19 protein-coding genes are annotated in these 17,185 nt (G+C 42.4%); 5 read left to right on the plus strand and 14 right to left on the minus strand.

Features of this window, described 5'->3' with window-relative positions; genetic code table 11:
- Window positions 1–296 precede the first annotated feature (296 nt).
- The gene (locus tag CLV51_RS27710; RefSeq protein ID WP_146151398.1) at window positions 297–1,253 is read right to left on the minus strand and encodes a hypothetical protein; all 957 of its coding nucleotides are present in this window, start codon (window positions 1,251–1,253) and stop codon (window positions 297–299) included.
- A 131-nt stretch (window positions 1,254–1,384) separates the two neighbouring features.
- On the opposite strand from CLV51_RS27710, the gene CLV51_RS27720 reads away from it, so the two are divergent.
- Window positions 1,385–2,044, plus strand: coding sequence for a metal-dependent transcriptional regulator (locus tag CLV51_RS27720; RefSeq protein WP_106531374.1), 660 nt, complete (start codon window positions 1,385–1,387; stop codon window positions 2,042–2,044).
- Between the two features lie 110 nt (window positions 2,045–2,154).
- The gene (locus tag CLV51_RS27725) at window positions 2,155–4,029 is read left to right on the plus strand and encodes an Nramp family divalent metal transporter (RefSeq protein ID WP_106531375.1); all 1,875 of its coding nucleotides are present in this window, start codon (window positions 2,155–2,157) and stop codon (window positions 4,027–4,029) included.
- 19 nt (window positions 4,030–4,048) lie between these two features.
- Here the strand turns inward: CLV51_RS27725 and CLV51_RS27730 are convergent, their stop codons facing one another.
- Together CLV51_RS27730 and CLV51_RS29270 are read right to left on the minus strand one after the other, a co-directional pair.
- The gene (locus tag CLV51_RS27730; protein WP_106531376.1) at window positions 4,049–4,537 is read right to left on the minus strand and encodes a nucleotidyltransferase; all 489 of its coding nucleotides are present in this window, start codon (window positions 4,535–4,537) and stop codon (window positions 4,049–4,051) included.
- Between the two features lie 2 nt (window positions 4,538–4,539).
- The gene (locus CLV51_RS29270) at window positions 4,540–4,713 is read right to left on the minus strand and encodes a hypothetical protein (RefSeq protein ID WP_158267175.1); all 174 of its coding nucleotides are present in this window, start codon (window positions 4,711–4,713) and stop codon (window positions 4,540–4,542) included.
- A 127-nt stretch (window positions 4,714–4,840) separates the two neighbouring features.
- On the opposite strand from CLV51_RS29270, the gene CLV51_RS27735 reads away from it, so the two are divergent.
- Window positions 4,841–5,233: a thioesterase family protein gene (locus CLV51_RS27735; RefSeq protein WP_106531377.1), complete on the plus strand. Its 393-nt coding sequence runs from the start codon at window positions 4,841–4,843 to the stop codon at window positions 5,231–5,233.
- Between the two features lies 1 nt (window position 5,234).
- Here CLV51_RS27735 and CLV51_RS27740 read toward each other — a convergent pair whose 3' ends face one another.
- The 6 genes from CLV51_RS27740 to CLV51_RS27765 form a co-directional block, all read right to left on the minus strand.
- Entirely contained in the window at window positions 5,235–5,972 is a 738-nt protein-coding gene (locus CLV51_RS27740; RefSeq protein ID WP_106531378.1) for a LytR/AlgR family response regulator transcription factor, read from the minus strand.
- Window positions 5,950–7,011 (minus strand): sensor histidine kinase, encoded by a 1,062-nt coding sequence (locus CLV51_RS27745; RefSeq protein WP_211302141.1) that lies wholly within the window; start codon window positions 7,009–7,011, stop codon window positions 5,950–5,952. The genes CLV51_RS27740 and CLV51_RS27745 overlap by 23 nt, the downstream gene beginning before the upstream one ends.
- Before the next feature lie 17 nt (window positions 7,012–7,028).
- On the minus strand, window positions 7,029–7,382 hold the full coding sequence (locus CLV51_RS27750) for a DUF4288 domain-containing protein (RefSeq protein ID WP_106531379.1): 354 nt from the start codon (window positions 7,380–7,382) through the stop codon (window positions 7,029–7,031).
- 57 nt (window positions 7,383–7,439) lie between these two features.
- Window positions 7,440–8,204: a LiaF transmembrane domain-containing protein gene (locus CLV51_RS27755; protein ID WP_106531380.1), complete on the minus strand. Its 765-nt coding sequence runs from the start codon at window positions 8,202–8,204 to the stop codon at window positions 7,440–7,442.
- A gap of 198 nt (window positions 8,205–8,402) precedes the next feature.
- The gene (locus CLV51_RS27760; RefSeq protein WP_106531381.1) at window positions 8,403–9,071 is read right to left on the minus strand and encodes an FAD-binding oxidoreductase; all 669 of its coding nucleotides are present in this window, start codon (window positions 9,069–9,071) and stop codon (window positions 8,403–8,405) included.
- A gap of 44 nt (window positions 9,072–9,115) precedes the next feature.
- A complete protein-coding gene (locus CLV51_RS27765) occupies window positions 9,116–9,721 on the minus strand; it encodes an SGNH/GDSL hydrolase family protein (protein WP_106531382.1) in 606 nt (201 codons plus the stop codon).
- Between the two features lie 192 nt (window positions 9,722–9,913).
- Between CLV51_RS27765 and icd the strand changes: the two genes are divergently transcribed.
- Both icd and CLV51_RS27775 read left to right on the plus strand, forming a co-directional pair.
- On the plus strand, window positions 9,914–11,188 hold the full coding sequence (icd, locus tag CLV51_RS27770; protein ID WP_106531383.1) for an NADP-dependent isocitrate dehydrogenase: 1,275 nt from the start codon (window positions 9,914–9,916) through the stop codon (window positions 11,186–11,188).
- Window positions 11,189–11,448: 260 nt separating this feature from the next.
- Window positions 11,449–12,678: an NADP-dependent isocitrate dehydrogenase gene (locus CLV51_RS27775; protein ID WP_106531384.1), complete on the plus strand. Its 1,230-nt coding sequence runs from the start codon at window positions 11,449–11,451 to the stop codon at window positions 12,676–12,678.
- 129 nt (window positions 12,679–12,807) lie between these two features.
- On the opposite strand, the gene CLV51_RS27780 is transcribed toward CLV51_RS27775, so the two are convergent.
- The 5 genes from CLV51_RS27780 to CLV51_RS27800 all read right to left on the minus strand — a co-directional run bounded on the left by CLV51_RS27780 (window position 12,808) and on the right by CLV51_RS27800 (window position 17,170).
- Entirely contained in the window at window positions 12,808–14,433 is a 1,626-nt protein-coding gene (locus CLV51_RS27780; RefSeq protein ID WP_158267176.1) for a L,D-transpeptidase family protein, read from the minus strand.
- 265 nt (window positions 14,434–14,698) lie between these two features.
- The gene (locus CLV51_RS27785) at window positions 14,699–15,271 is read right to left on the minus strand and encodes a helix-turn-helix domain-containing protein (protein WP_245898984.1); all 573 of its coding nucleotides are present in this window, start codon (window positions 15,269–15,271) and stop codon (window positions 14,699–14,701) included.
- 6 nt (window positions 15,272–15,277) lie between these two features.
- A complete protein-coding gene (locus CLV51_RS27790; protein ID WP_106531386.1) occupies window positions 15,278–16,141 on the minus strand; it encodes a transporter family protein in 864 nt (287 codons plus the stop codon).
- A 14-nt stretch (window positions 16,142–16,155) separates the two neighbouring features.
- Entirely contained in the window at window positions 16,156–16,701 is a 546-nt protein-coding gene (locus tag CLV51_RS27795) for a heavy-metal-associated domain-containing protein (protein WP_106531387.1), read from the minus strand.
- 79 nt (window positions 16,702–16,780) lie between these two features.
- The gene (locus CLV51_RS27800; RefSeq protein ID WP_106531388.1) at window positions 16,781–17,170 is read right to left on the minus strand and encodes an HYC_CC_PP family protein; all 390 of its coding nucleotides are present in this window, start codon (window positions 17,168–17,170) and stop codon (window positions 16,781–16,783) included.
- Between the last annotated feature and the right edge of the window lie 15 nt (window positions 17,171–17,185).

Genomic DNA, 17,185 nt, shown 5'->3' on the forward strand with positions numbered 1-17,185 from the left:
TATCGTCCCTTTCGTTCGATTGGATCGCAAAGGTATAAACTATTTTTATTCTACCAAATATTTTTTGAAAAAAGGGTCAAAAAGCCATTCATTCCTTATACTTACATATGCTCACAACACCTTACAGTAAAGGGTTTCAGGAGGAACAAAAATACGTTTCAATTTTATAAACAACAAAATACATTTCATCATTTACGTGTATCGCAAATCAATAATATGCATAAAATAATTGATAGCAGTAAAACAAAAAGGCTAGTCAAAGACCAGCCTTTTTATCTCTCTAAAAACTAATATGATTATTTCTTTTTCTTCTTTTCAGCTTTCTTTTCTACCTTCTTCACAAAGCCTCCTTCAAAGAAACATTTGATACCACGATAGGCGCCGCAACCACCTGTTTCCCGAATGCTTACCCGGCCGGCAGAAAACTGGAAAGAGATACCACAGGAAGATTCTTTGTCTTTGTACTCTCCCCTGTTACCGGCAATATAATGACCTTTACCGCTCAGCTCTCCTTTACAGTTACCATTATCTTTAGAGAAGGTAATAAAGAACTGAAATGTTTTAGGATCATCACCATCACGGATAGATACGATGCTCATGTCACCTGAGGTGTAATCACCGCTGAACTTCTGTTTGCGCTGTAAAGTATCTATCGGATTAAATATTTGTCCGGCGCTGGTAGGCCCGTTGGAGTTCGTCATGATCAGCGTTACCGTGCCATCCGCATTCACCATGTAAAAATCTTCTTTCAGTGCAGAACGGGTACCAGCCAGCTTTTTCTCGCTGCTGATCTTGATGACATTTTTTGAATCCAGCGACAACGAAGCTACTGTTCCATCGCTACTACCGGTATTGGCTACACGTATACGGTTCAGATATTTCCCTTTTTTATTCATGAAACAGAGGTAGCCCACTATATGGGATTTCCCTGCAGCCTCCACTACCATGTAGTTCACCACATTGCCCGGAATGCGCTGTAACGGGAATAATTGCACCGCTTCGTTTTTACTGAAATCGCCTTTGGTAAGCGTATCCGTTAAGAACCGCAGCGCAGCAGTATCTAATTCAAGAGAGTCGGGCATGTTAAGCTGCAGTGTGTCTGGTGTGAGCTTGTAGGGTAAAGTCCCGGGCGTAAACAACGCCTGAAAATCTTCCAATGTCATGGGCTCATCAGTGCCATGTCCGGACTTCTTCTTCGATTTGCAGGCCGCTAAAACACCAATTGCCAGTATTACTAAGAGAAAACGCTTCATTACAAATTTTGATTCTGGGCGAAAAGTTAGATATAATTTTTATATGTGCGCTGCTAAAATCAAAAAACATACCGGATGCGTAAAAGTTCAAATTAATTATTTAGATTTGTCTAAATAATATTTTAGACCACATGAATTTATCGATCGCAGAGGAGAACTATATAAAGTCCATTTATAAGTTGCAGGAAGGTGATGAGGTAGTCACCACCAACGCATTGGCTTATGAACTGGATACTAAACCGGCATCGGTAACAGATATGGCCAAAAAACTGAATGCGAAAAAACTGATCGATTACGAAAAATACAAGGGCATCACCTTATCTGCCGAAGGCAAAAAAGCAGCATTACAAATTGTAAGGCGGCACCGACTATGGGAATGTTTCCTGGTAGACAAACTCGCTTTCAGCTGGGAAGAAATACACGAACTGGCCGAAGAACTGGAACATGTGCGCAGTGAAAAACTCACCAACCGCCTGAGTGAATACCTCGGAAACCCTGTTATAGACCCACATGGAGATCCTATTCCCGATGCCCACGGCAAAATGGCTAAGCCGCGCCCGCAAACATCGCTGGATCAGGCAAATGCAAAACGGCTGGTAGTAACCGCTGTAACAGATCAATCCACCGCCCTGCTGGCCTTCCTCAACGCCAAAGGCATTAAGCTGGGCACGCAACTGGAAATAGTAGCACACTACGAATACGATAATTCAATAGAAATAAAATTAAAACAACTGCCTGCCCTTACCATCAGTGAACAGGTAGCTAAAAATATAATGGTCAGACCCGTTTAAAAAATTACGAATTACGAATTGCGAATTACGGAGTGGTGAGGAAATTCAAATGAACATCTTCGGGAAGATGTCCGCAATTCGCAGTTCGTAATTTGTAATTATTCATAACTATGAACTTCGAGCATACATCAGCGTCCTTAAGTGAGGTACATCAAAGTGTAGATACCAACGGTAAATCGAAATGGAAGAAAATCTTCGCTTTTTTTGGTCCGGCCTACCTGGTAAGTGTAGGTTATATGGACCCTGGCAACTGGGCCACTGATCTGGCCGGCGGCAGTCAGTACGGTTATAAGTTGCTGTGGGTACTGCTTATGAGTAATCTCATGGCGCTATTGTTACAAAGTCTGAGTGCCCGTTTGGGTATCGTCCGTGGCCGTGATCTGGCGCAGGCCAACCGGGAAACCTACCCTCCTGTGGTAAATTTCATCTTATATATTCTCGCAGAAATAGCCATTGCTGCCACCGACCTCGCAGAGGTATTGGGTATGGCTATCGGTATACAACTGCTCACCGGCCTCCCACTCGTATGGGGTGTAAGTCTTACTGTACTGGATACCTTTCTGCTGCTGATACTGCAACGTTATGGCATCCGCAAAATGGAGGCTTTCATTATAGCCCTGGTGGCTGTTGTAGGCATCTCTTTCCTGATAGAACTCATGCTGGTAAAACCAGTAATGCACGAAGTAGTCAAAGGATTTATACCCTCTATTCCTGATAATACGGCCCTGTATATTGCCATTGGTATCATTGGTGCTACTGTAATGCCACATAACCTCTACCTCCACTCTGCACTTGTACAAACAAGGAAAATAAAAAGAGATGTGAAAGGCATCAAACAGGCGCTGAAAATGAATTTTCTGGACAGCACCATCGCCCTCAACCTCGCATTCCTGGTTAATGCAGCTATACTCATACTTGCCGCCGCAGTATTCTTTAAAAGCGGCAGAACAGATGTAGCAGAAATTCAGGATGCGCACAAACTATTAGATAAGTTACTCGGCAGTAAATTAGCTCCCATCCTATTCGCTGTCGCACTGATTGCTGCCGGACAAAGTTCCACCGTAACCGGTACCCTCGCCGGACAAATAGTGATGGAAGGCTACCTGCGACTACGCATCAATCCCTGGTTAAGAAGGCTCATCACCAGGCTGCTGGCCATTATCCCGGCCTTGCTCACCATACTGATTGCCGGCGACAGTGAAGTAGGCGCCCTGCTTGTATTCAGCCAGGTACTGCTCAGTATGCAACTGGGCTTTGCCATCATTCCGCTGATCCACTTTGTAAGCGATAAAAATACCATGGGCATATTCGCTATCAAACCCATTACAAAAATCCTCAGCTGGGCTGTCACCGTTTTATTGGTGTACCTTAACATGCGGATGGTATACACAGAAGCCATCGGTTATATGTCCGGCACAGGAAATATTTTTGTAGACGGAATTATTATATTAGGTGGCCTTGGCTTTATTGCCCTGCTGCTCATCACCATCATCTATCCGCTTCGCAGCCGCTACCGGAAAGATGCTGCTGCAGGTATACACACCACGCACATATCGCTTGGCCAACTGGAAAAACCAGAATATCGCCGCATTGCCATGGCGCTGGATTTCAGTAAAAAAGATGAACAAATTATTACAAATGCCATTGCTCACGGTAACGCATACACGCAATATATTCTCATCCACATTGTAGAAAGTGCTTCCGCCAAATACTTCGGAAAAGACTCCGATGACCTGGAAACACGCAGAGATCAGGAACAACTGGACACTTATATTGACCTCCTGAGAAAACGTAACATTTCTGCTAAAGGTGTACTGGGCTTCCGTCACCGCGCCAAAGAAATTGCCCGTATTGTAAAAGAAGAAGAAGCCGAATTTTTAGTATTAGGCGGGCATGGACATAAAGGCTTTAAAGATTGGTTATATGGAGAAACTGCGAACCAGGTGCGGCACCAGGTGAAAGTGCCGGTGTTGGTGGTGCAGTGAGGAATGTGAAGATTAAATATTAATGATCAGGATCGTTTTCCCGTATTGATTTAATTCTTTCCAAGGCTTGAATATCTACCCGATCTTTAGGCCTGTTTGCTGCTTTTTTGGCTTCAATTAAGTGGTTGATGTGCAAAAAAGGAATTTTTATATTTTCAATTTCTGCTATTGAAGCATATTCTAAGCATTCATCAAATGTATGTTCTTCCATTCCTTTTAATGAAGTCATAATATCAAGAATAATCCCATTATTCAGGTTAAAGGTTGTCCACCCTGGTACAAATTGTATTCTTTCCAAACTATCAAAATCACCCAATTCATATCTGACAAATGCATTACGAAGATTTCGTCTGTTTTCGATTGTATCCTTTAACCAAATATCCACATCTTCCGTAGCTCTTTGATAGCCGTGCAAATTCGTTGCCACACCTCCAACCATAATGTATTGTACCCCGGCTTCATTTAAGGCATTCCAAAAGCCAAGTAATTCCTCATCGTAAACATCCATGATTATTTCTTTTGAGCGGGTAATGCTTTATGCGTAATGCTGGCATTCTTTAACATGTGGGTTCTTTTCATCAATTTTGTCATCACTAAAAACCGTTCCTTGTAAGTTCGTTTCAATGCGATTTTTAGCAATTCCAACTCCGCCCGTTCAAAATCAGGTGTTTGTTCTTGTTCCATAAATTTGAATTAGTTGAATACTAATTGCAATTTAGCTAAAAACACGCATTCGGGAACACTATTCTATACTAGCTGCTTTATATGATTACATTTCAGTAATTTACCTGTGCATTAATTCCAATCCATCATGCACCATCCCTTCCAACCCGGCCATACCAAACACTTCAGCCGCATTGTGCGTCCGGAAGATTGCGCTACTTTTGACAATGGCAACGTGCACCCTGTGTACGCTACTTTTGCATTGGCGCGGGATGCAGAATGGTGCTGTCGTTTATTTGTGCTGGAAATGAAAGAGGAAACAGAGGAAGGAATAGGTACCCGGCTTACGATAGAACACAGCTCTCCTGCACTCGTAGGCAGCCGGGTAGATTTTACAGCTACTCTCACTGCCATTCATCAACATGAAATTACCTGTAGCTATGAAGCGGTAACGGGTACCCGGCTTATTGCCAGCGGTATACAAGTGCAGAAGATATTAAAGAGAGAAAAGCTGGAAAAGTTATTTGAACAAATTATGTGAACTATAATCCCAGTGCCGATTTCAACCGTGGATAACCTGTTTTACTTACCAGCACTCTCGCACCACTGCGCAGAATAGCCAGGTGGTTTTCCTTCTCATAAGGGTCAATACGCGTTACCTGATTTACGTTGAGGATATAAGAGCGATGTACGCGCGTAAACTGTTGCGGGTCGAGCGTTTGCTCAAAAAACGACATCGTTTTATTCTTGAGGAAATTACCTTCCTGGGTGAATATTTTTACATAATCATCTGCTGCCTCCAGGTAATGAATGTCCTGTACCGGAATAATCTTGATTTTACCATTGATCTTTATCACCACACGATTACTTTGTAAAGGAGTAGCTGCGGCTGTTTCCAGCAAGGCAGGAGTGGCGGTATTTGCGGGACTAAACTGATCCAGCCACTTTTGCAGCGCCTTATCAAAACGCTCGCTGGAAAAGGGTTTTAGCAGATAGTCTACTGCGTGTACTTCAAAAGCACGAATGGCGTGTTCTTCGAAGGCTGTTGTAAAAATCACAGCAGGCATGTTTTCTACCAGTTCCAGCATTTCGAAACCAGTGATTTTTGGCATCTGTATATCCAGAAAAATAATATCCGGTTGATGCTGTTGAATGGCTTTCAGACCTTCAAATCCATCATTACATTCCTGCATCACCTGTATCTGCGGAAAGTTCATCAGATACTCTTTCACCACCTCACGCGCCAATGGCTCATCATCAATTATTACTGCTTTTATCATGTGTTTGTGGTACTTTAATGATTGTAGTATAAATATTTTCGCTGGCGGATACTTCCAGCAGATCTTGTCGGGCAAATAACAGGTAAAGCCTTCTCTGGATAGAGTTTAGTCCAAATCCTGTCCCCTTATTTGGTTGTTGTGATTCGTGGTCAAATGGGTTTTGTATAGCGATATACAACATATTTTCTTCTGCCCACGCTTTTATGCTGATGGTGATATCTCCTATTGTATCATACAAGCCAAATTTAATGGCATTTTCTACTACAGGCTGCAACAACATCGGTGGCATCAACATTTTTGCAGCGCCTTCATCATGAATAATGGTGGTTAAACGATGCCCGAAACGTACCTTCTCAATATCCAGGTAAAGTTGCAGGTATTGTAATTCTTCTGCTAACGAAATCCATTGGTCATCTTCGCGTTTCAGGGAGCCCCGCAAAAAATCAGAAAGCTTCAATACCATTTCCCTGGCCTCTTTGGGACGAAGCATGATCAATGCGTTGATAGAGTTTAAACTGTTGAATAAAAAATGCGGCTGTAATTGCTGACGTAATTTAAACAGTTCTGCTTCCCGCACAATTTTCTCTGCATCTTCTTTTCTTTTAAGGGTTTTCTGCTGATCTTCTGCATCATACCACACCTGGCTTCTGAAGCCGATGCCTGTAATGAGCATCCAGCCTACAATAGCGTGAACGGGAATGGCATTGTTAAGCCATGCCAGGTACCCTGGTTCTGATTCAAAGGTGTTAATCAAGACCCAGCGGCTGATACATACCCATAAAACAGCCAAAGCCAGACTTACTATTGTTACATACCCAAACTTCATAGTATCTGCGGTAGGACGATAATAAGCTACATTATGACTGATAATTACACCGGCAGCTCCCAGCAGTATTACATGCACGGAGCTGTCTGCAATGGCCTGCCATAATGGGAAATGAAACCAGTAGTAGAGCAATCCTCCATATAAAAACATCCATATAGTAAAGGATGTGAGAAAAGTCCACCAGACACTGCCTTTGATTATTTGTTTTGCCAAGAGAGCAGATTTAGTAATTATACGTTAAGCTCAAAATATTGTTGTCCCTGCAGTTGTGCTGATTTCATTTGCAACCAGGCAATGTAGGAATTCGGGTCACCTGGTTCTTCAATGCGGGAATACAGTTCCATACCGTCTGTGAGCTGATCCAGCGTATACACCTCTGGTACGTTGATAAACTTCCATTGTACCAGTTCCTGTTGTTGATTTTTAAAGGCGTATTGTTCCTGCAGCCCTATTTCGCGGGCTTTTTCGCAGGCGTCTTTTTTAGTAATGGCGCTAATCAGCCTTAGTTGTTCATCAAATTGCGGGGTGTGATTGCCATTTCCGCAGATGATCTGATATACTACTTTCGCAACAAACCAATGCATATAATAATGATTTAAAAGTTGGAGGAGATAGTCAGGTAGCTATAATTATTTTCCTGATCAGTAACTTTTGATGTCTACACCACCCATGATACAGGAACCTTTGAGTAACAAAACTTTATCCTTATCGGTAGATGCCATCAGGTCCATAGAGCGATTATCTTCCACGCCGCCCATGATAGAGGTAATATCTACCTTAACAGTCCAGTTCGATGGCACAATGATTTCACAACCACCGAAGATAGCTGTTACCTCCATTTCCACAACACCATTAATATCAGCCTTCATAAAGTTGAGATCAGTACCACCAAAGACAGATGTCACCTGCCCGCCTTTAAAATCCCTTGAGGTAATGATCTTATTCACACCACCAAAAATAGCGGAGGTGTTAATGTAGTCATCTCCGCTGAAGCCCTGGACCTGGCTGCCATAGTTACCGTAGTCGCCATAGTTACCATACTTACCTTTCTTAGGATATGAAAAGATCTCAGCTGTATGGCTTCTTTTTAATATTACCACCAATCCTACTATTATCAGGGCTACCGGCCATATAAAGGTGGCTGTATCATAAGGCCATTGGAGAATTTCTCCTGCCATAAAAATACCACCTACTGCAATCATAGCTATCCATCCACCACCCTTGAAATTCTTTTTGAAACCAAGTAAAAGACCTACAACAATCAGGATCATTTGCCAGGAGAATACCCAGTCAGGAATGTCAAGATTCAAACGTTGCAATAACAGGCACGCACCAACGATGATCAATATCAGGCCGCCAATGCCACGGCTTCTTCTTTTTGATGCAATGATATCTTCGTTTTTCATTTGTTTTACTATTTATGATACAAATGTAGACTGCCTGTTACTTCTTCTCAAGGGCCTTTAGGCTAATAAAGTGCAGATACCGGTAAAATGCAGGAAATTACCGGTGAAAAAGCTGTTAGTTTTTAGCCGTTAGCTTTTAGTGCTTCATAAATTGAGCTCTTGTTAAAGCGCTAAAAGCTAACGGCTAAAAACTGACAGCTATATCTCCACGATCACCAAATCCATATCCCCGGCCAGTTTGGAGAGTATTTTCTTCAATTGCTGTACCATAGGATCGGGGCCGCAGATATAGAAATGTTGATTAAAGTTGGAAATCTTCTCCTTTAAATAGCTTTCATCAATGATATGATGATCATAGCCCGGCACTTCTTCTTCGGTTAATGTATTGATGAAACGCTTGCCCAGCATAGCTTCAAACTCTTCTTTCAGAATAATATCGGCCAGGGTTTTATTAGAGCAGATAAGCTGGTTATTACCCAGTTGTCCTTTATGCTGCAAAGCCCGGAAAATGGCTATAAACGGCGTTACACCGGCCCCACCGGCTATAAACACACCTTCTCCTTTATAATGAATAGTGCCCCATACATCGTGCAGGATCAGTTCATCTCCTGCCTTCAGCTGCCCCAGCTCATGCGTTACACTGTGATGTTCATCATATATTTTGATAGTAAACTCCAGGTGTTCCCAGTCATTCAGACTAGTGAAGGTAAATGGCCTGCGTTCTTCTTCCCATCCGGGTTTGTTGAGAGAAACTTCGGTGGCCTGTCCGGGTACAAATGTATAGCCTGCGGGTTTTTCCACAGTAAATTGCCTTACATTATGCGTTACGGGAGTAACGGACAACACTTTTACAATATGGCTTTCCATTGGTCTAGGTTTTTCTGTAATATGAATGTAGGGTATTTTTTTCCTTAGTGCAAGGCCTGTTGCAACACAGATGCCAAAGCTTTTGCCCAGCGGCCGTAATCTTTTCCAGAAGGATGCAGCCCGTCTGTTGCCAGCAGTGAATTATCCTGCGCGGCTTCGCGGGTAAAAGGGGTAATATCCAGGTAAGGCACCTGCATACTATCAGCAATGGCTTTGTTGGCGGCGTTATAAGCATCTATTTCAGCGGCAATCTGTGCGCGGTTGCGGTCTGCAGCAAATAGTGTTACGCCCCAGTCCGGAATAGATAATACTACCACGTGTGAAGATTTGTTGCCGGCAAAAACAATGGCTTTTTTCAGCAGGGCAGTAAATTCGCCTTCATATTCTTTTACAGATCTGCCCCGGTATTGGTTGTTCACTCCTATCAGCAAGGTTACTATATCATATATTTTGGTGATATGTGCAGCTGCAATTCCCTGCTCCAGCTCATCTGTAGTCCATCCGGTGGTAGCTATTATCAATGGATCTTCTACAGAATAACCTTTACTACGAAGGATATTCGCTACCTGAACCGGGAAGCGTTCCTTGTCGGCTACCTGTTCACCGATAGTATAACTATCGCCAAGCGCGAGATAAGATATGGGCGTCATAGTGGTATCTGAGATTTCGTTGCTGCAAAAAAATGTGCAGCAAAATAACATTAATCCTAACATAAGCAAAAAGTTATATGCCGGAGAATATTTTGCAGAATAAAGACAAGAAACATGGCCCTGCTTTAAACTGAAAAACGTTACCTTTGCACCCGATTACAACAATTACGTAACGCATAAAGAAACTGTTTTATGCCGGCAGAAAAAATATCGATGAACAATGGCCTGCTACAGGTCCCTACTCACCCCATCATTCCATTTATAGAAGGCGACGGAATTGGTCCAGATATCTGGAAAGCCAGTGTACGTGTATTTGACGCGGCCGTGGAGAAAGCCTATGGCAATGATCGGAAAATTGAATGGAAAGAAGTACTGGCAGGCGAGAAAGCCTTCCAGGAGACTGGCGAATGGCTGCCAAAAGTAACACTGGATGCACTGAAAGAATATCTCGTGTCTATTAAAGGGCCGTTATCTACTCCCGTTGGTGGCGGTATCCGCTCCCTGAACGTAGCAATGCGCCAGGAACTGGATCTCTACGCCTGTGTAAGACCAGTACGTTGGTTCAATAAAGTACCTTCTCCTGTGAAACATCCGGAGAAAGTAGACATGGTTATTTTCCGCGAAAACACGGAAGATATCTATGCTGGTATTGAATACATGACAGGTACTCCTGAAGCTAAAAAACTGCTCGATTTTCTGCAAAATGAAATGGGCGTTAAAAAAATCAGGTTCCCGGAAACTTCTTCACTCGGCATCAAACCCGTGTCTATAGAAGGTACTGAAAGACTGGTACGTGCTGCGATCAGCTACGCACTGGAACACAAACGTACTTCTGTTACACTGGTGCACAAAGGCAACATCATGAAATTCACGGAAGGTGGTTTCAAAAACTGGGGTTATGCACTGGCTGAAAAAGAATTCGGTGAATATGTGTACACCTGGGAGCATTGGGAAAAAACCAAAGCAGCAGAAGGCGAAGAAGCAGCTAACAAAGAACTGAAGATTGAAATGGCCAAAGGTAAACTGCTGATCAAAGATGTGATCGCAGATAACTTCCTGCAACAGATTCTGCTGGCACCACAGGACTACTCTGTAGTAGCTACACTGAACCTGAACGGTGACTATATCTCTGATGCATTGGCTGCTGCAGTTGGTGGTATTGGTATTGCCCCCGGCGCCAACATCAACTACAATACCGGCTACGCTGTATTTGAAGCTACACATGGTACTGCTCCACGCTTTGCCAACACCAACACCATGAACCCATCTTCAGTAATCCTGAGTGGTGTAATGATGCTGGAATATATGGGCTGGAAAGAAGCAGCAGATATTATTGTACATGGCCTCAGCACTGCTATCATGCGCAAACGTGTAACCATCGACTTCTACAACCTGATGGATGATGCTACACTGGTTAAAACCAGCGAATTTGCAGATGAAGTGATCAAACAAATGCAAGCTAATTAGTGGTTAGGCATTAGCTTTTAGCTATTAGCATAAAAAGATTGAAGCGAAGATTAAGGCGATATTATACATCCGCTTTAGTCTTCGCTTCAATCTTTTTATGCTAATAGCTAATGACTAAAAGCTAAAAGCTTTGTGCTAATTAGCGGTTAATTTTGTTTTTTTCGCAGCTATTCGTATTTTTCGGGATTATCCCTAACAGGGACTTGCTTGAATAGTTGTTCAATACAATTGCTTTTAATCTAATTTTTAAAAAACCCGAAATGGCAGGAAAAATTAAAGTTGCTAATCCGGTTGTAGAACTGGATGGTGATGAGATGACACGAATCATCTGGAAATTCATCAAGGACAAACTGATACTTCCATACCTGGATGTTGAAATTAAATACTATGACTTGGGCATGGAGCATCGTGATGCTACCAACGATCAGGTAACCATTGACGCAGCAAATGCTATCAGGGAAGTAGGTGTTGGTATCAAATGTGCTACCATCACTCCGGATGAAGACCGTGTAAAGGAATTCAGCCTGAAACAAATGTGGAAATCACCTAACGGCACTATCCGTAATATCCTGGATGGTACTGTATTCCGTGAGCCTATTGTAATGAAAAACGTACCACGCCTGGTGCCTAACTGGACAGCTCCTATCTGCATCGGTCGTCACGCTTTTGGTGATCAGTACCGCGCTACCGATTTCGTAACAAAAGGTAAAGGTAAACTCACTATCAAATTTGAAGGTGAAAACGGTGAAGTTATCGAACACGAAGTATACAACTTCAAAGGCGATGGCGTAGCACTGGCTATGTACAACACGGACGAATCTATCAAAGGCTTTGCACGTGCATGTTTCAACCAGGCACTGATGAAAAAATGGCCTTTGTACCTGAGTACAAAAAACACCATCCTGAAAAAATATGATGGTCGCTTCAAAGATATCTTCGAAGAAATCTATCAACAGGAATTTAAAACTCAATTCCAGGCAAATGGCTTAACCTATGAGCACCGCCTCATTGATGACATGGTGGCCAGCGCACTGAAATGGCACGGTAACTTTGTATGGGCTTGTAAAAACTACGATGGCGACGTACAATCTGATACCGTTGCACAAGGTTTTGGCTCCCTCGGTCTGATGACTTCTACACTCATCACTCCTGATGGTAAAACAATGGAAGCAGAAGCTGCACACGGCACTGTAACCCGCCACTACCGCGATCATCAGGCAGGTAAACCAACTTCTACCAATCCAATTGCTTCCATCTTTGCATGGACACGCGGTCTGGAATTCCGTGGTAAACTGGACAACAACCAACAACTGATCAACTTCTGTAATGCCCTGGAACAGGTTTGTATTGAAACTGTTGAAAGTGGTAAAATGACAAAAGATCTGGCAGTTTGTATCCACGGTAATAAAGTAGAACACGGTAAACATTACCTGTATACTGAAGAATTCCTGCAAGAACTGGATACTGCACTGAAAGCAAAGCTGGCGTAAGCTTTTAGCAGTTAGCTATTAGCTTTTAGCATAAATGACTGAAGCGAAGAGACAAGCGGATATTTAATAAATCGCTTTGATCTTCGCTTCAGTCATTTATGCTAAAAGCTAATAGCTAATAGCTAAATACTAGTACTTCATCTTCTTCCTCAACACCTTATCTTCTCCATAAATATCATCATAAAAAACAAGCGTACCGTGCTGTCCTTCAGCAGTAAAGTAACGCAGGTAAATAGGAATATGCTGGGGAAGGTCCACCTGTTTCTTTTCTTCGCGGGCCAGCCACACACTGATACTATCACCCTTGTGCCCTGTACTGTCTGTACGCACCAGGTAATGTGCTAAACTATCCCATTGCTGCACACGCACACAACCATGACTCATGGCGCGCATGGAGTTCTTGAATAATCCACGGTTGTTGGTATCATGCAAATACACACTGAATTTATTGCGGAAATTAAATTTCATGATGCCCAGTGAATTATCTATTCCGTCCATCTGCCGCAGCACATAAGGGAAATGCCCTTTACTGAGTTTCGTCCAGTCTATCGTTAACGGATCTACGGTATTACCATCTTTATCTATTACTTCCAGGTTTTTGGAAGCGAGATATCCTACATTCTTCCTGATAGCCGGCAACATTTCCTTAAACACAATGCTGTAAGGTACACGCCAGTAAGGATACAGCATGAAGTTGGTCATGTATGAATTCAGCAGCGGTGTACGTGTATGTGGTGCTCCTACAATTACGCGGGATTCCATCATTACCTCTCCGCTATCTACCACCCGTAACATATAACCAGGAAGATTTACCATGATATAACGCGCAGGCAATGTATCAGGTAATTTCCGCCACCGGTCCATGTTTACAGCTGCCTGCATGATCCAGTCGTGCATAGATCTGTTCAGTGCTATCACCGTTCTTTTACCGGCAACGCCATCCTGATAAATGTTAAATTCTTTCTGAAATGCTTTGATACCGGATTTTAATATCGTTGTATCTGTTGCATGACCGGTAGTATCAAGATGCCCGCTTTGCACCAGGCGGTTCATCACCAGCTGCTTGAAAGCCGCAGTATCAGTATAATTCAGTGGCAAAGTATCCCAATGATGATGGTTGTATTTTGATTTGAAAGTTTGTATACCTTCTTTCAATGCTATATATCCTTCATGGGTAGGCTCCAGTTCATGCAGGATATTAGTCACATTTTTTTCCTGTAAGGCCTGCTGCAATTTTGTGATGAGCACCTTATCTGTGTACAATGAATCTGCTTTCAGGGTAATACTATCCCGTGGTGCTGCACCGAAATGCAGGTCAGACGCCATTCTCATGAAGGCATCCGTCATCAGTATATCTACCTTTGCCCATAAAGCAGCATCTTTTTTTGTGGTAGCATCGTTGCTCATTTGCTGCCAGGCAGCCGTGAGGGCTGGTTCATGGTATTGAGCCGGCAACAACCCTACATCCTCCGCATGCTGTATCATGTTTAACATAGAATCCGCAGCGGGATTGGCTACGCCGTCTCTTGACCATTGGCCGGTATGTTTGCTTTGCTCGTAAAAATCCTGAATGGCTGTGGATCTGAAGGCTTGTAAACTGTCTTCCAGCTGTCCTTCATTGTCTTTCAGGGCAGACAAACGTTCCGTGATATTATCTGTTATCACTTCATCCACTTGTCTGATGTTTGCTACAATCTGTTTTTGTTTGGGGGCGGTATGCTTCTTTTTATTTCCACAGGCTAACAATAAGCACATTCCAGATCCGCATAACAAACTGATAATAAAAATCTTGTTCTTCATCTGCAGTAAATCGCTATAGTAAAGATAGGGATTTGCAAATACTGTGCTGAAAATATTTATTTACAACAATCTTTTTTCATAAATAATGATTGCATAAACCTCAATATGCTGGTAAGTATTTTTTTCATTTCCGGATTTTTTAAAAAGAGGCTACGATGCGCAGTAGCCTCTCTTAAAACTAAAACTAAAACAACTAACTTTTATGTCCTTCCGGTATATACTAAAGCTTGTCCAGTGGTATACGCTCAGGGGCTTTCAATTGCTTAAACTGACTGGGAGTAAGACCGGTTACTTTTTTGAATTGTCCTGAAAGATGTGCTACACTGCTGTATCCCATCTTGTAACTAATTTCACTTAAACTTAATTCATTGTATACCAGTAACTCCTTCACCCTTTCAATTTTCTGCTGAATAATATACTGCTCTATGGTAGTGCCTTCTGTTTCAGAAAAAAGATTACTGAGATAATGATAGTCCTTCTGCAACTTTCCTGCCAGCAAAGTGGAAAAATTTTCCTTCATTTCATCCAGTTCTGAATGATGCACCGTTTGTACTACAATACTTTTTATACCGGCAATCAATTGTTGTTTTTTATCATCTATCAGTAGAAATCCTTCTGCCTGTAATCCCAGCGCTACCTGCTGCAACTGTTGCTCAGTAAGTGTTCCTTCAACTACCGCTTTTCCCAGTTGTATATCCTGTACAGTGAAATGCTGCGTTTCCAGCGTTGTTTTCACCACTTTTATACAGCGCGGACAAACCATATTTTTTATGAACAGATCGGTTGTCTGCATGCCATTCTATTTTTTAATGTTGAAAATATTATGTTCAAATCTTATTAAAAACGAGTTGAATGTATTACGGGGCATATCTCCTGCAAGCTGCGTACGATAAGATAGGTCCAGCCGTGTGGTGCTGTTAAAAATAAACTGTATAGCAGGGGCAATATCCAGGTACGAACCACGGCCTGCCGCATCTGTATTGGTTTTCCCAAGTAATTCCAGGTACAGGTTTAAATTGGTTTGCTGGAAATTTTTATATTTCACCGGCAGTACCAGGTACCCTGCAGAAAGGCTATAATTTACGGAATTCTTAGAGAAATCGTCCGGAATATTATCTTTCACATTGTTCATATAACGTGAATACCCCAACGTAGTTGACAATGCCAGCTTATGTAACAACTGCGTAGCTATTACTCCACCTGAAACACCAGAAGTAGCTCCTTCCAGATCCAGCTCTTTGTTATCGTAAGGCCGTACATTATGTGCGCCGTCAGATAACGCCGGGTAATATGGATTGTCGATTATGGAAGCTTTTGCATATGCTGCCATACGAAAATGTGCATGCTGCTGGTCCGATGACAGGAAGCGGTATTTCGCATAAAAACTTCCTCCTTCCACCCTGATGGAGGATTGCATCATATTGGAAGCATAACCGATTACATGCAGCATGAGCTTTTTATTAACGCCCCACATCACCTCTGGTTCAAAGCGCATACCCGTAGTTCCGCTATTCTCCATATTAAAGAACTTATTGGTAAGTCTTATTCCCAGTGAGTTTGCAGGCATATTACTGGCCGGCTCCGTATTTACGTATAATTCCTGTGCGGTGACAAAGCCACTGGTGGCAAAGAGGACCACTGCTATCATTAAAAATTTCTTCATAAACCAAACAAGTATTAAATGGTAACGTGATAAACCCTTTTAGAAGCTGGTGCAATAGCAGGTTTACAGCAATCCCCTATCATGCCTGTTTTGTAGCAGGACATACTTGTTTCAGTACTGAATTTTTTAAATGCTTTTGAGGAAACGAATCCTTTGTCGATAACAGTAACGTCTTTAATTCCTTTTAATACCTGGTTCTTCACATCCATAAAATGTAAGGTGTTGCCGGCAAAAGCAACATGTGCATCATTCTGCACTTTTACCTCATCAAAATTGGCTGTCATTACCAGTTTTCCAACAGAAAAGCCGGCATCTTCCACCTTCTGTTTAATAGCATCAATACTTACCGGAACACCCGGTTTAAAGGATAAAACAAAGGTGGTATTATCGAGGTCGGTATCTATCTTATCAACAAAAGGCAGTGTTTCCAATGCTTCATAGGTAGCTTTTGAGCACATCGCACAGGTAAGACCCGTAGCCTGTACACTGGCCTTGGTAAATTGCGCTTGTGCGCCGAAAGTCAAGCCCAATGCGAACAGTATAATGGATATTGTTTTCATGATCTGATTAATTATTAAATGAAGAAATTACAGCAATACTTTTGTTGTTCCGCGAGCAGAACCTTTAAGTAAGGCTGAATCAGATCAGGAAAGTGCAGTTTTGCAGGAAAATGGGAGTAGTAGTAATATCGGGTGGATCATGTGTATAACCACCGGTTAATATTTTTTGGACAGACAATGCCGGCACTGGCAATATTTTCACCGGTAACTGCAGGTCTGTAGCCATGGTAAAGTTCTGCTGCAGAGCCTGGGCGGCCTGGTGCGATTCGGTAACTTTACAAAATTTGAATTCATCCTTGCAACAACCCATGCTTTTTACCGGCTTATTGCATTTATTGCATTTTTCAGCCGGAGCCTCCTGCAATTCTACAGATGCCAGCTTGCCCATACAATAATGCACGTTTACTGCAAACCCGCTGGTAAGCGTGATATACAGGAAAGCAAATAATATGGCAAAAAATCGTTTCATGATGAAATACAAAAG

The organism is Chitinophaga niastensis, assembly GCF_003014755.1.
Taxonomy (GTDB): domain Bacteria; phylum Bacteroidota; class Bacteroidia; order Chitinophagales; family Chitinophagaceae; genus Chitinophaga; species Chitinophaga niastensis.